Origin of the sequence: Heyndrickxia sp. NPDC080065, assembly GCF_050281185.1 — a bacterium.
GTDB lineage: Bacteria > Bacillota > Bacilli > Bacillales > Bacillaceae_C > Heyndrickxia.
The window spans coordinates 18,397-31,322 of the sequence record NZ_JBNNWS010000005.1; the positions used below are offsets into that span (position 1 = coordinate 18,397).

13 protein-coding genes and 1 pseudogene are annotated in these 12,926 nt (G+C 33.4%); 1 reads left to right on the plus strand and 13 read right to left on the minus strand.

The annotated features are described in order from the left end of the window. Window positions 1–230 precede the first annotated feature (230 nt). Window positions 231–2,039 carry a methyl-accepting chemotaxis protein gene (locus tag ACQKP0_RS06675; protein ID WP_427405050.1) on the plus strand — a complete coding sequence of 603 codons (1,809 nt, stop codon included), beginning with the start codon at window positions 231–233 and terminating at the stop codon, window positions 2,037–2,039. Window positions 2,040–2,086: 47 nt separating this feature from the next. Here ACQKP0_RS06675 and ACQKP0_RS06680 read toward each other — a convergent pair. The 13 genes and pseudogenes from ACQKP0_RS06680 to ACQKP0_RS06740 form a co-directional block, all read right to left on the minus strand. Then, window positions 2,087–2,176 (minus strand): annotated as a pseudogene (locus tag ACQKP0_RS06680) (YjcZ family sporulation protein); the annotation flags it as partial. A gap of 188 nt (window positions 2,177–2,364) precedes the next feature. Continuing rightward, on the minus strand, window positions 2,365–2,796 hold the full coding sequence (gene msrB, locus ACQKP0_RS06685; protein WP_427405051.1) for a peptide-methionine (R)-S-oxide reductase MsrB: 432 nt from the start codon (window positions 2,794–2,796) through the stop codon (window positions 2,365–2,367). Beyond that, on the minus strand, window positions 2,786–3,322 hold the full coding sequence (gene msrA, locus ACQKP0_RS06690; protein ID WP_427405052.1) for a peptide-methionine (S)-S-oxide reductase MsrA: 537 nt from the start codon (window positions 3,320–3,322) through the stop codon (window positions 2,786–2,788). The genes msrB and msrA overlap by 11 nt, the downstream gene beginning before the upstream one ends. A gap of 16 nt (window positions 3,323–3,338) precedes the next feature. Then, window positions 3,339–3,914, minus strand: a complete 576-nt coding sequence (locus ACQKP0_RS06695) for a YpmS family protein (protein WP_427405053.1) — start codon at window positions 3,912–3,914, stop codon at window positions 3,339–3,341. 23 nt (window positions 3,915–3,937) lie between these two features. After that, entirely contained in the window at window positions 3,938–4,726 is a 789-nt protein-coding gene (locus ACQKP0_RS06700) for an SGNH/GDSL hydrolase family protein (protein WP_427405054.1), read from the minus strand. Window positions 4,727–5,029: 303 nt separating this feature from the next. Further along, on the minus strand, window positions 5,030–5,515 hold the full coding sequence (locus ACQKP0_RS06705; RefSeq protein ID WP_427405055.1) for a dihydrofolate reductase: 486 nt from the start codon (window positions 5,513–5,515) through the stop codon (window positions 5,030–5,032). Beyond that, window positions 5,512–6,306, minus strand: a complete 795-nt coding sequence (locus tag ACQKP0_RS06710; RefSeq protein ID WP_427405056.1) for a thymidylate synthase — start codon at window positions 6,304–6,306, stop codon at window positions 5,512–5,514. Before ACQKP0_RS06710 ends, ACQKP0_RS06705 begins: the two co-directional genes overlap by 4 nt. 150 nt (window positions 6,307–6,456) lie before the next feature. Continuing rightward, window positions 6,457–7,068: a YpjP family protein gene (locus ACQKP0_RS06715; protein ID WP_427405057.1), complete on the minus strand. Its 612-nt coding sequence runs from the start codon at window positions 7,066–7,068 to the stop codon at window positions 6,457–6,459. A gap of 690 nt (window positions 7,069–7,758) precedes the next feature. Further along, window positions 7,759–8,547, minus strand: coding sequence for a class I SAM-dependent methyltransferase (locus ACQKP0_RS06720; protein WP_427405319.1), 789 nt, complete (start codon window positions 8,545–8,547; stop codon window positions 7,759–7,761). Window positions 8,548–8,591: 44 nt separating this feature from the next. Next, on the minus strand, window positions 8,592–9,026 hold the full coding sequence (locus ACQKP0_RS06725; protein WP_427405058.1) for a BrxA/BrxB family bacilliredoxin: 435 nt from the start codon (window positions 9,024–9,026) through the stop codon (window positions 8,592–8,594). A 22-nt stretch (window positions 9,027–9,048) separates the two neighbouring features. Next, window positions 9,049–10,179 (minus strand): conserved virulence factor C family protein, encoded by a 1,131-nt coding sequence (locus tag ACQKP0_RS06730; RefSeq protein WP_427405059.1) that lies wholly within the window; start codon window positions 10,177–10,179, stop codon window positions 9,049–9,051. An 87-nt stretch (window positions 10,180–10,266) separates the two neighbouring features. Further along, window positions 10,267–12,159: an ABC-F family ATP-binding cassette domain-containing protein gene (locus tag ACQKP0_RS06735; RefSeq protein WP_427405060.1), complete on the minus strand. Its 1,893-nt coding sequence runs from the start codon at window positions 12,157–12,159 to the stop codon at window positions 10,267–10,269. Continuing rightward, complete coding sequence (locus ACQKP0_RS06740) at window positions 12,140–12,790, minus strand: HD domain-containing protein (protein WP_427405320.1); 651 nt, start codon at window positions 12,788–12,790, stop codon at window positions 12,140–12,142. The genes ACQKP0_RS06735 and ACQKP0_RS06740 overlap by 20 nt, the downstream gene beginning before the upstream one ends. Window positions 12,791–12,926 lie beyond the last annotated feature (136 nt).

Consider the following 12,926-nt stretch of genomic DNA (forward strand, 5'->3'; position numbering starts at 1 on the left):
TTTAAAATTACATGCTCAGAAAACATAGCAAAAACCTCTTCATTATCCCCTATTATATTTTAACTCTACCTATAATAAAATACATGACAATTGCTCTATTTCCTTTTTCATACAAATTTTCTGTGTTTTTCGACAAAAAAAATAACTTTGACTAGATTATTCAATTAAGTGAAGGTAAAATTAATATTAGTAATATTTTCATAATTCAATAGACCAAAGGGGGAAAAGGTTTGATAAAGAAGCAAAAAAACACCAAGAAAGAAAAAACGCCTAAACCAATTAAAATAGGTCTTTTTCAAAAAATGAAAAAAAATAAATCAAGTGGGAAAAGAACTTCCTATTTGCAAACGATTAGGGGAAAAGTAGTAATATCCTTCAGCATTTTAACTTTATTGTTAATAGTTTTGACTACTACATCATACATCAATATGTCAAAGCTAGAATCAGAAATTAATAGGGTTGTTGAACAAGACTTAGTTGTCCATGAGAAAGTCAATGATATCAAGAGTTCTTCATTAAAAATCGAATCAGCCGAACTAAGCTATGTCGCTTCAGCGGACAAATCTTTCTTAAAATCCATGGATAAAGAAAAGGAAAATGTCCACTCCCTGATTACTGATTTACAAAAGATGCTAAAAGGAAATAAATCACAATTAAAAAAATTAGATGGGATTGAGAATGCCTATCAGTTTTGGATTGATTGGATTACTAAAGTTATTCAAGTAAGAGATTTTTGGTCGATTGAAGAAGCTGGCAAAGAGATTAAGTCTGCAAGAGGTCAAGATTATATAAAGCAAATGAATGAGAATATACAAGCATTAGTTGATGTTGAAACAAAATCGACTAATCAACGGATTGAGAACTTACATATACAAGCTACTATTGCAAAAACGGTTACTATTAGCTTATCTTTATTTGCACTTATTTTATCTGTAGTATTAGCAGTTGTATTATCAAGAAATATCATTTCAAGTGTTAGAAAAATCAGCTCATCTATTCTAGATATTGCAAATGCAGGAGGAGATTTAACAAAACGAATTGAGATAAAATCACATGATGAACTCTCTGGACTTGCTAAGGATACGAATGTTCTAATTGAAGGTATTGCTAACCTTGTTAAAAAGGTTTCTCTCATGTCTGAAAATGTATCGGCAAGCAGTGAGGAACTGTTAGCATCAGCTGAAGAAACTTCAAAAACGATCATGTCGATAGCTGAAACTTCAAGTGAAATTGCAACTGGAAGTGAACATACATCCAAACAAATGGATGAATCTTTAAATAAAATGAAATCATTAGAAGCAGTTGTAAATACCTTAAATACTCAAGCAGAAAGATTGAAGATTACTGCGCATAATATGCAAACAGCCGCGGAAGCTGGTAGCGAATCTGTAAAAGAAGCATCAAATGAAATAATGAGTATTGAAGAAACGATGGCAAATACTAGTACAACAGTTGAAACACTCGGTAAAAAATCACACGAAATTACAAATATTATTAATACAATAACTGGGATTGCTGCACAAACGAATCTTTTAGCATTAAATGCTGCGATTGAGGCTGCACGAGCGGGAGAACATGGACGGGGATTTGCGGTAGTTGCGGATGAAGTAAGAAAGCTTGCTGAACAATCTCAACTCGCTGCTAAAGAGGTAACAAAGATCGTACATTCCATACAAAGTGAAGTAGAAAAAATTATTGAACAAAACAAAGCTGGAGTCAGTGCAGTGATTTCTGGTGTCGAAATTTCAAATGAAACCAATCAATCTCTTCAAAAAATATTACAACAATCGAGTGAAACGAATAACGTTATTGCTGAAATGGTTGATCAAATCGAACAATCTCTATTACTTAGTCAAGAGGTTACATCCTCGTTTACAGAAGTTAGTGAAATTGCAGAAATCACAGCTGCACATACTGAAACGACCGCTGCTGCCTCTGAAGAAGGTTCGGCTGCAATGGAAGAAGTAACAGCATCTGCAACAGAATTATCTAAACAAGCAGAAAACTTAAGGGAACTCATTTCCAATTTCAAAATATAAAAGGGGCGGATACTTCCTCCCCTACATTCAATTACCTTTTAGATTATTTAATTAGGTCCAAACCAGCATGCTCCTATTATTATTAAAAGAATAAATAAAACAACAATTAGAGCAAAGCCTCCTCCAAATCCCCCACCATAACCACATCCATAGCCATAACCGTAACTGGCAGTTGGATAACAGCAGCTGTCATATCCGTAGTACATACCCTTCACTCCTCGGACGGTTTTTATGTTCCAATTGTAAGGTATGTCAAAAACCCAGACATTGTTTGTGCATTCGCCCATTTTTATATTAATTAAATGATGTTTCGAAATATTCCTATTTATTCTTCACTAAATAAGTAGCTAAATTCACCATATCCTTCATCTTCAAGGCTATCTTTAGGAATAAATCTTAATGATGCAGAATTAATACAATAACGAAGCTTTGTCGGTCCTGGTCCATCATTAAACACATGACCTAGATGTGAGTCAGCCGTTTTACTTCTTACTTCTGTACGTACCATGCCATGACTTGTATCCGACTTTTCAATAACTTCTTGCTCCTCTATTGGCTTTGTGAAGCTTGGCCATCCACATCCAGCGTCAAATTTATCCTTGGAGCTAAAAAGAGGTTTACCCGAAATAATATCTACATAAATTCCTTCAGCAAATTGATCCCAATATTCATTACGAAAAGGAGGTTCTGTTGCGTTATTTTGTGTAACTTCATATTGTAATGGGTTTAGTTTTGATTGTAAGCCCTTATCTATCATTTCCATCACTCCAATGTTTACGAATAAATGAAGCTCTTCCAGAACCTTCACTATAAGCATGATAATGTTCTGGATTTTTTTTATAATACTTTTGATGGTACTCCTCTGCATGATAAAAATTTGTAGCAGGAATAATTTTGACGACAATCGGTTTTTGAAATTGCCCACTTAATTGAAGCTTCTCTTTTGAATCTTGAGCTAAATAATGCTGATATTCATTATGATAATAGATGGCCGGTTGATAAGAAATTCCTCTATCATAAAATTGTCCGAATGCATCTGTAGGATCAATTTGCTGCCAGTATACATTTAATAATTTTTCGTACGGAAAAATTTCTGGATTAAATGTGATTTGGACAGCTTCTGTATGTCCTGTTAATCCTGAACAAACTTCCTCATAGGTAGGGTTTTCTGTTTTTCCACCAATATATCCAGAAACGACGCTATCAATGCCTGGCAATTCATCAAATGGCTTTACCATACACCAAAAACAGCCGCCCGCAAATGTTGCTTTTTCTGTTGGCATTTTCTTCACCCTTCTCTCATTTAGTTGGAAATTCCAATGTAAAAGCAATATCATTATTTTTCAAATCAAATTTGTCAGCATGGACAATCATATCGTTATTTACTTTCATCTTTTGCAAACCAACATAAACAATTTTATTATTTGGTTCAATGCTTACCCAATTAGGTAATTTATATGAATTTTGGATAAAATGTAATACATAGGAAACTGGAAGCTTCAGATCTCCTATGAGAATTGATTTTGGTTTTAATAATAAATCTCCATTTGCAAGAGCTTCTGGATCAAAAGTCATTTTTAATTGGATATCTTGTGAAAATATTTGAATGGTCCCATACAATTCCACTTCATCGGTTAAATTAATACTATAATCAATAGGACCGTTTAAACCTTCTTTTTGAATATAATGATTGATTAAACGGGTTAAATCATCTTTATTCGTATTAACTTTAAACTTTACATTTTCTGTTATCTTAGGAGCTGGTAACACTTTTTCTTTTCCTGGTGTAAAAATAAAGTAAGTTAATAAAAATACAACAATAATGTTAATAATTAATAAACTGAAAAATGCAATTTTCCATCGATGTTTCCCCATAGCATCTCTTCCTTCACAACACTTTATTCATTTAGCATTATTTCTTTACTATCATTCAAATAGTCAAAAACTCGATTAGCGATAAGTTTATATCCCTGATCGTTTGGATGAAAATTATCTGAATACAAAAGATCTTTTTCCTGATCTTCGAAAATATCCGAAATAGGTATAAATAGAGATTTATTATATTGGTTAATTACTTGTTTACTTGTATTGTTCCAATCCAAGATAATTTCATCCACTTCTTTAATGTCAGAAAACCATTTCATGAATGGATTGTAAATACCTATCAAGACAATCCCGGCATTTTTATTATATTCTCTTATCGTTTTTATTATTTCATTTAGTCTTTGCTTATATCCTATTAGTTCATGTTCAAACTTTGAAATTTTCAAGTTAGAAAAGTTATCCTTGAAAACTTTCATTACATCATTTCCGCCAATGGTGATCATCACTAGATCCGCTTTTTCGATTTCTGAGCGAATCTCGTTTTGCTGAAGTCGCTTCACCAATTGATCTGTGCGATTACCCATCACACCATAATTTTTAAAACTTGCTTTTCTTACCTCTTTTAATGTTTCAAGATCACTTCTTAAATATGGAATGTATCCACCATTATTTGAACTATCACCTATACCTTCCGTTAAAGAATCACCAATGGAAACAATACTCAAGTCCTTTGGAATAAAGTCAACAGGAGGTTTGGTTTTACTTTCACCATTCATGGTTTTTAATGTGTGTTCTTTAAATCCGAATGAACATCCTGAAACAAAAAGCAATATTGTTAAAAGTAAGGTGAGAATTTTCTTCATTATTAGGTCACCCCGCTTTAATGTTCGATTTATTATAACATGGAAATTTAGTAGGTAATCATATCTTTTAAGTTCTTCATTTCATTATAAATAGTTCAAAATATTATTTACAAAATTAAATTATGAAACCTGAATTTTATCTTTTTTATAAAATATGAAAATAACAACTACTATTTATGACAATTTTCTTCGATAATGGGACTTAAAATAAAATCGTTGAGTTTTTGATATATCAAACTCAACGACCTCCTAAGCTTTATTTTTTCACATTTAGTTTTATAAAGTGGATCATACTCTGGGCCATTATTTCCTATGATAAACCTGAAATTCATAATCATATGGATTTTCTTCGTTTTTTATACCCTTTTCACATGAAACTTGTACCCATTCTGACCAATCAATTATTGGAAAATATGTATCTCCGCCAATATCCTCATTGATTTTAGTTACATACAACCGATTAACTTCATCCATGAATAAACCAAATATCTCAGATCCACCCGTTACGAAGACTTCATCATCATTTTTTTCAATCCAATTTAATAATTGATACTTTGTTTGAAATATTAAACAGCCCTCAGCGTGAAAATTTTCATCCCTCGTCAGGATAATATTTTGTCTGCCAGGTAATGGTTTCCCGATTGACTCATAAGTTTTACGCCCCATCACAATTGGATGCCCCATTGTAGTCCTTCTAAAATATTTCAAATCTTCAGGAAGGTGCCACGGAAGTTGATTATTTTTACCGATAACCCCTTTTTCATCTTGTGCCCATAAAAAGGATATCATACACTAACCACTCCTTTTATATGAGGATGCGGATCATATTCTTCAATTGCAAAATCTTCATATTTAAAATTAAAAATATTTTTCACCATAGGATTTATTATCATTTTTGGTAATGGCCTAGGCTCCCTAGTTAATTGAGTTTTTACCTGTTCTATATGATTTGTATATATATGTGCATCTCCAAGAGTATGTACAAATTCACCAGGAGCAAGTTCACAAGCTTGAGCTATCATCATCGTTAATAGTGCATATGAAGCAATATTAAATGGAACACCTAAAAAAATATCAGCTGAACGTTGATAAAGTTGACATGAAAGTCGTCCATCTGCAACATAGAATTGAAAGAAGCAATGACATGGAGGCAGTGCCATTTTATCTAGATCAGCAACATTCCATGCATTTACAATCAAACGACGAGAATCAGGATTTGTTTTAATTTGATCTATAACCTCGGATATTTGATCAATCGTATTTCCATCGGCAGCTGTCCAAGAACGCCATTGGTGTCCATATACTGGTCCTAAGTCCCCATCTTCATTTGCCCATTCATTCCAAATTCTTACTCCATTTTCTTGAAGATAATGAATATTTGTGTCACCATTTAACATCCAAAGCAGTTCATGAATAATTGATTTCATGTGAAGTTTTTTAGTAGTTAATAAAGGAAATCCCTCTTGTAAGTTAAATCTCATTTGATAACCAAATGTACTGTATGTTCCAGTTCCTGTTCTATCCTCTTTTTTTACTCCATTTTCGAGTACATGCTTACAAAGTTCCAAATATTGTTTCATAAAACTATAATCACCTTTTTCTACTTAAGACTTGAAATATAAGGATGTGCCTTTTGCGGCTTTTTTTATTATATCATAACAATCGAATTTCAATTAATGGTATATCTCTTCAAAATAAAAATCGGCAAATGCCGATTTTTTTAGTAGTATTTAAGAATTCATCCACTTTGGTGGAGTATTTTTATCCCAATATATTTTTCCTAAATCATAATGTGTTTGATATCCATCGAAGCGTGTGTGGTAATGAAAGTTAAAGTAATATCCATCCATTGGCGGGCGATCTCTTCTTACATGAAACCGGATAATATCTTCTTTCGTTTTTACATTGTATATATGAAATATTTTTTCACTGACTCCACCACTTGGTGTCTCAGTAATAGCTAATGAAGATAATTCTTCCTCAGGATATAGGGCTATTGTCATCTCAATTGCATCTTGAATTTTTGGAAGAATCACTTGTCTGAATTCATCTTCTATGACAGGCGAAATCTTTCTTCCGAACTTTTCAAATGATTGTTTTTCCGCTTCATTCATCATCTTATGAATCAATTGTTCTCGATCAATTTCTTCGTTATCAAAATCTTCGCGAGCACTTATATGAGGATTAATTGATGAAGTTTGAGCAACACTCGTATTTGAACTCTGCTGCCTCGTTTTATCTACATCTTGGTTCCCATTCCAAATAGCATGTGCAGGAGTAACTAAGCCAAATGTTAAAATAGAGACAAGTACGACAACTGATTTTCTAAGCCATTGTTTCATACAAAAAGTCCTTTCCGATGTAAAAAGCCTATCTATGAAATTACTAATTACTTATACTATTATCTTATACTTATAGAGACGAAATTGGTACAAAAAGGTTTCAATTTTCACAAAAAAGATATATAATTAATATTATCAAATTATTCATCAACTTAAAAATATTCTAATATGCACAAATAATATTTTATATTAAATCACTTTATAGTAAAGTCATTTAGAAAACTATTTTTTCTCAAAATGTATATGCAATTTTTATTCTCGTATGATAGTAATAAGTACAATTTCACTTTTATAAGATTTATATTCGTAAGGAGGATAATATGAGCGCACTCATTTATATCGGCATATTTCTAATGCTGGCTTATTTTGTCTATTTAACAGCTACAGATTAATTTTAATTAGAAAAGCGCAAGCGCCTTGCTCATCGACGTACTTCCTTTCGGGACTTTCGACTGAGATAAAGGAAACGCAGGGCCTAAGGGCGAATCGATGTTGACTTATCGTAGGGAGAAGTCCTGAAGTACGTTAGTCGATAGGCGCTGGAGCTAGACATAGCAGACACTTTTCATGTCTAATACCTTTAGTAAATTTTATACTTTCTTACCTTAAATAAAAAAAAGAGGGGTACATTTATCAGCCCCTCGAAATCAAAAATTTGACAAGTAATATATATCCAACTTCAGCAATTTACTAAATTGAATTTTTTTCTAAATTAATTATTCCAAAGTGGAATTTCGCAGACTTCCTAATAAAAACTTCAAATCCATATTGATCAAAGCGCTTGGAACGAAAATGATCCTTAAGGATAATACGTTGTTTAGCTACTCTCTTTGCTTCAGATAGTACATCTTCATTAAGATTAGAATATAGTGCAAATTGTCTTAAACTTGAAATCCCATCTGATGAAAGTATCTTCTCTTCGAACATTGGATCAAAATAAATCACATCCACTGATTTTTCTGGTAACTCTTTGAGAACGTCTAGATAATTAGCATTCTTTGTTTCGATTCTTCTCATAGCTTGATTCATTTCTTCTAATTCTGATTCCCACTTTTCTAAACCTTTATTTACTAAAAAATATAAATACTTATTAGCTTCAATAGCCCTTACTTTACCTTTTTTCCCGACAACAAATGAAGCAACAATACTATCAGATGCAAGCCCCATTGTACAATCAAGGATTGTCATGCCGGGAGATAATTTTGCAGCTTCGATAAACGGGTCTTTTTCACCTTTATTCAACCTTTTTATACGAAAGCTGGCGGAATTAGGATGAAAGAAAAAAGGCTTTTCTGAATAAAGAGGATATAACTCCAATCTATTTTTTCCAACAACGATACAATCACTCTGAAACAGCTGCTGCATTATTTCGATTGATCGCTTTTTTCTAGGAATAAAGGGGATATTCAATTCTTTAGCAATAATTTTAGCTTCATCAATCATAAATTCTTCTGTTCTTCCAGCAGTTGTTACAATCATTTCATCACCTAAAAAAGAGGTGTCTCTGATAGACACCCCGTATATTATAAATATTTGTTAAATGCAGAAGTTAAATTACTCACAATTTCCTCTACGTCATGATCTTCAATGTCATCACGAGGAATGAAATGTACAACTTCCTTCCCCTTTAAAAGTGCCATAGATGGGGACGATGGTTCGTAACCAACAAAATACTCCCGCATTTTTGCTGTTGCTTCTTTATCTTGTCCAGCGAAAACCGTAACTAAATGATCTGGTTTTTGACTGTTATTCTGAACAGCTTCAATAGCTGCAGGACGAGCGAGGCCTGCTGCACATCCACAAACAGAATTAACAACAACAAGAGTAGTTCCCTCTACTGAATCTAAAAAGTTTTCTACTTGCTCTGTTGTCGTTAATTCTTTAAAATTAGCGTTTATAAGTTCTTCTCTCATCGGTTTTACAATTTGTTTCATATACTCTTCATATGCCATTGACATCTTTTTATTCCTCCATCTTCTTTTATTTATTTCCTTGTCTTGCTTCTAACATTTGCTTCCATACAGATCCCTTTGCCTGCTCACCACCAGCAATTCTTTCGATTGCCATCTTTACCTGTAATTTCACTTCAAATTCTGGATCATTTTCAGCTTTATTTAATGCAGGTAGAGCTCTTTCATCTCCTTCTTCATATAGAAACATTGCCGCTCGCCAGCGAACAATTTTGCTTTTATCAGAAAGTGCTTCCATCATTGGTTCAATTGCCTCTTTAAAACCAAGATCTGATAAAGCATCACCTGCAGTTCGTCTTACAGTAACAACCTTGTCTTTTAGCCCCCTAAACAAAAGTGGAAGGACCTGTTTATCTTTTATCATACCTAGATAAACGACGGCTAATCTTCTAATAGATGAATTTTCATCCTCTAATGCCTTCTCAAGGACAGGCAAATCTTCTATTGTCGGCTCTTCCATTTGTTCAAGAAGCTGATATCTTTTTCTCCAATCGGGATCTTCTAGCATTTCTGGTGTAACCTTAATTAATTTTTTTAGCTGTTGTTCTGTATTTGTGTGCGGTTTTTTCGTTGCTTCAATCAGACTTTTTAATCGTGTCTCTGGATAGGCTGCTAGTAGTTCTTCAACAACATCATGGCCAATTTGGTCCAAATCACCGTATCGAACACCCATCTCTTTCCATTTTCTTAATAATACATAGTTTTCGCCTTCCAATTGGGCCTCACTCATTGCGTGAACAAAGCTTTGCGGCAAACCAAAGCGTTTTTCTTGTTCTCCATCTGTTAATTTTACTTGTAAAGGAATCCCTTTAAACATTTGAACAAATACATTCACTTCCCCATAATGTTCATCAATTCCTGAAGTAGTGAGCTGTCCGCTATCTTCCTCTCCGAATATTTCCCTAACCTTAGGTAAAATTTGCTGCCAGTCAAACTTCCCATTCCGTTCCACGGCAAGGAAATCTGCCACATGATAAACCCCTTTAACACCTTCGATTTCTAATACATCTTGAATAAATTTTGGCGCATCATTCGCATGCTCTTTTTTATAATTGCTACTTTTACCCGCAGGCAGTTCTTGATCTAAAATTACTTTCATTGTGTTCGGACTGGGAGTTGGCTCAATTGAGATAATTTTCACCGATAGACCACCTTTCCTATAATTGTATTCATTCTAGCATAATCACTTTAATCATTTATTCATATATGCTCATAAATCTTGATTAAGTTAAGACATTGAATCCACTAATTCAGATAGATAGCTCCACCGCTCTATAAGGAATTCAAGTTTTTCATTCTGTGTACCAAGTTCTTCAGATAATTTTTGAGCTTTTTCAAAATCACTTCCAACCTGATTTAGTTGATCTTGAATGGATTCAATCATTTCTTCAACTGCAGCTATTTCTTTATCAATCTCTTCCCACTCTTTTTGTTCTTTATAGGACAGTTTTTTCTTTTTCAAAGGATTTTTCACTTCAATTGGTGAAGAAACCTTCTCTTTTACAGGTTCTTTGTTTTCAGATTTTGTATTTTGTTCCAAATACTCACTGTAGGTACCGAAGTAGCGGTCAATATTCCCTTCTCCTTGAAAAATTAAAAGTTGTTCAGCAGTTTTATCAAGAAAATATCGATCATGGGAGACAGAGATGACTACTCCCGGAAAATCCTCTAAATAATCTTCTAATACGGTTAATGTCTGCGTATCTAAGTCATTGGTCGGCTCGTCTAGTAAAAGCACATTCGGTTTTCCCATTAAAAGCTTAAGAAGGTATAATCGACGTTTTTCACCGCCAGATAATTTTCTTATCGGAGTACCGTGAGTGTTCATTGGAAAAAGAAATCTCTCTAACATTTGCGTTGCAGATATGGATTCCCCATCCTTCGTAGTCACTACTTCACCTTGTTCACGAATATATTCAATCATTCGTTTCGATTCATCCAATGCTTCATTTTCCTGTTGGTAATAGGCGATATTTACGGTTTTTCCAGTGATTATATTCCCTTGATCAAGCTGGATTTTTCCTGTTATTAAATTCATAAACGTAGACTTCCCACTACCATTTTTCCCAATTATTCCTATGCGGTCATGAGGCTTTATGAGCCAATTAAAATCCTTAAGAATGGTTTGCTCTGAAAAAGATTTATATGCATGTTCAAATTCAAAAACTTGCTTCCCTAAACGGCTGCCTTGCAATGCGATATCGACATTTTCCTTACTAGGTAAATTTCCAATACTCGTCTCTAATTTTTCAAATCTTTGAATTCTTGCTTTTTGCTTCGTAGACCTTGCTTTAGCCCCTCTTCTCATCCAAGCAAGTTCTTTTCGATAAAGGTTTTTTCTTTTTTCCTCTGCTTGAATGTTTTCCTCTTCTCTTAGAGATTTTGCTTCAATAAATGATTGGTAATTTCCTTTATAAGAGTATAAGTTTCCATGATCTAATTCAAAAATCCGATTGGTTACATGGTCTAGAAAATAACGATCATGAGTAACTAAAAGCACAGAGCCTTGGTATTTCGATAAATAATCCTCCAGCCAAGTTACAGTTTCGTAATCTAAATGGTTAGTAGGCTCATCTAATATTAATAAATCCGGTGTTTCAATTAACACTTGGGCTAAAGCCACCCTTTTCTTTTGTCCGCCTGAAAGTTCACCAATTTTTCTATTAAAATGGTCAATTCCCAGCTTAGAAAGGATCATTTTTGCATTTGCACTAGCATCCCAAGCGCTTAGGGCATCCATCTCTTCCTGTATCTTAAAAAGACGCTCTTGAAATTTTTGGTTTGTTGGATCCTCCTCTAAATTAAGAAGTGCTAATTCATATGTACGCAAAAGCTTCATTATTGCTGATTCACCTTGATAAACCTGTTCTAATATTGAAAGTTCAAGATTCAACTCAGGGTTTTGAGGTAAATAAGTAATGGAATAATCATTCGGATGAATCAATTCACCTGAATCAGAATCATCAATTTTTGCTATAATTTTTAAGAGGCTTGATTTTCCCGTACCATTGACCCCAATGAGACCAATTCTTTCTTTTTCATTGATGTGAAAGGATATATTTTGAAACAGTTGTTTATCACCGTAGGATTTTGAAAGATTTTCAACTGTTAATGATCTCATTGTCACCATTCCATTCTTTAAAAAATTGTTCTAAATACTTTTCCATCCATAAATGTCGCTCTATGGCAATTTTTTTTGCAGTTTCCGTATGCATAAGAGCCTTTAATTTTAATAATTTCTCATAAAAATGTTGAATTGAAGCGGATCTGCCTTTTCGATACTGTTCAACAGTCATATTTTCACGAATTTCTATTTTCGGATCATAAATGGCCTGACCTTTTCTTCCACCGTAGGCAAAGACTCTTGCAATACCGATTGCCCCGATTGCATCTAAACGGTCAGCATCTCGGACAGCTTTCTCTTCAAACGTTGTCAATTCTGCTTCATTCCCGCCTTTAAAGGATATTTTATTAATAATATTTACAATTTGTGTTCTTTGATCATTTGTTAAAGGGATAGTGTCAAGAAATGAATTTAATTTCTCCATTCCAATAAAGGTGCTATCATTTAATTTTTCATCAGGTATATCATGAAGTAATGCAGCCATTTCAATAACGAATGGATCTCCATTTTTTTCTTCGTCTGCAATATATAATGCAAGCTTTCGTACCCGATCTACATGATAAAAATCATGCCCTGTTACATCATCGCCCAACTGTGCATTTACAAACTTTTCCGTTTTGCGAATCATCCATTCCAACTCATTTTCTCTCCTCTCGGGTATTATTTTTATTTTAACATGTTTTAAAAATTTATTATAAGGATGCGATTATTTCTTACCTCAAACTTCCATAGAAATGTTTACTGTTTTGATTAGTTTGTTATAA

Excerpts from the sequence above, each read along its gene's own strand:
- msrB (WP_427405051.1), bottom strand. The coding sequence starts at position 2,796 with ATGATAGATAAGGGCTTACAATCAAAACTAAACCCATTACAATATGAA.
- msrA (WP_427405052.1), bottom strand. The coding sequence starts at position 3,322 with ATGCCAACAGAAAAAGCAACATTTGCGGGCGGCTGTTTTTGGTGTATG.
- ACQKP0_RS06695 (WP_427405053.1), bottom strand. The coding sequence starts at position 3,914 with ATGGGGAAACATCGATGGAAAATTGCATTTTTCAGTTTATTAATTATT.
- ACQKP0_RS06700 (WP_427405054.1), bottom strand. The coding sequence starts at position 4,726 with ATGAAGAAAATTCTCACCTTACTTTTAACAATATTGCTTTTTGTTTCA.
- ACQKP0_RS06705 (WP_427405055.1), bottom strand. The coding sequence starts at position 5,515 with ATGATATCCTTTTTATGGGCACAAGATGAAAAAGGGGTTATCGGTAAA.
- ACQKP0_RS06710 (WP_427405056.1), bottom strand. The coding sequence starts at position 6,306 with ATGAAACAATATTTGGAACTTTGTAAGCATGTACTCGAAAATGGAGTA.
- ACQKP0_RS06715 (WP_427405057.1), bottom strand. The coding sequence starts at position 7,068 with ATGAAACAATGGCTTAGAAAATCAGTTGTCGTACTTGTCTCTATTTTA.
- ACQKP0_RS06720 (WP_427405319.1), bottom strand. The coding sequence starts at position 8,547 with ATGATTGTAACAACTGCTGGAAGAACAGAAGAATTTATGATTGATGAA.
- ACQKP0_RS06725 (WP_427405058.1), bottom strand. The coding sequence starts at position 9,026 with ATGTCAATGGCATATGAAGAGTATATGAAACAAATTGTAAAACCGATG.
- ACQKP0_RS06735 (WP_427405060.1), bottom strand. The coding sequence starts at position 12,159 with ATGAGATCATTAACAGTTGAAAATCTTTCAAAATCCTACGGTGATAAA.
- ACQKP0_RS06740 (WP_427405320.1), bottom strand. The coding sequence starts at position 12,790 with ATGATTCGCAAAACGGAAAAGTTTGTAAATGCACAGTTGGGCGATGAT.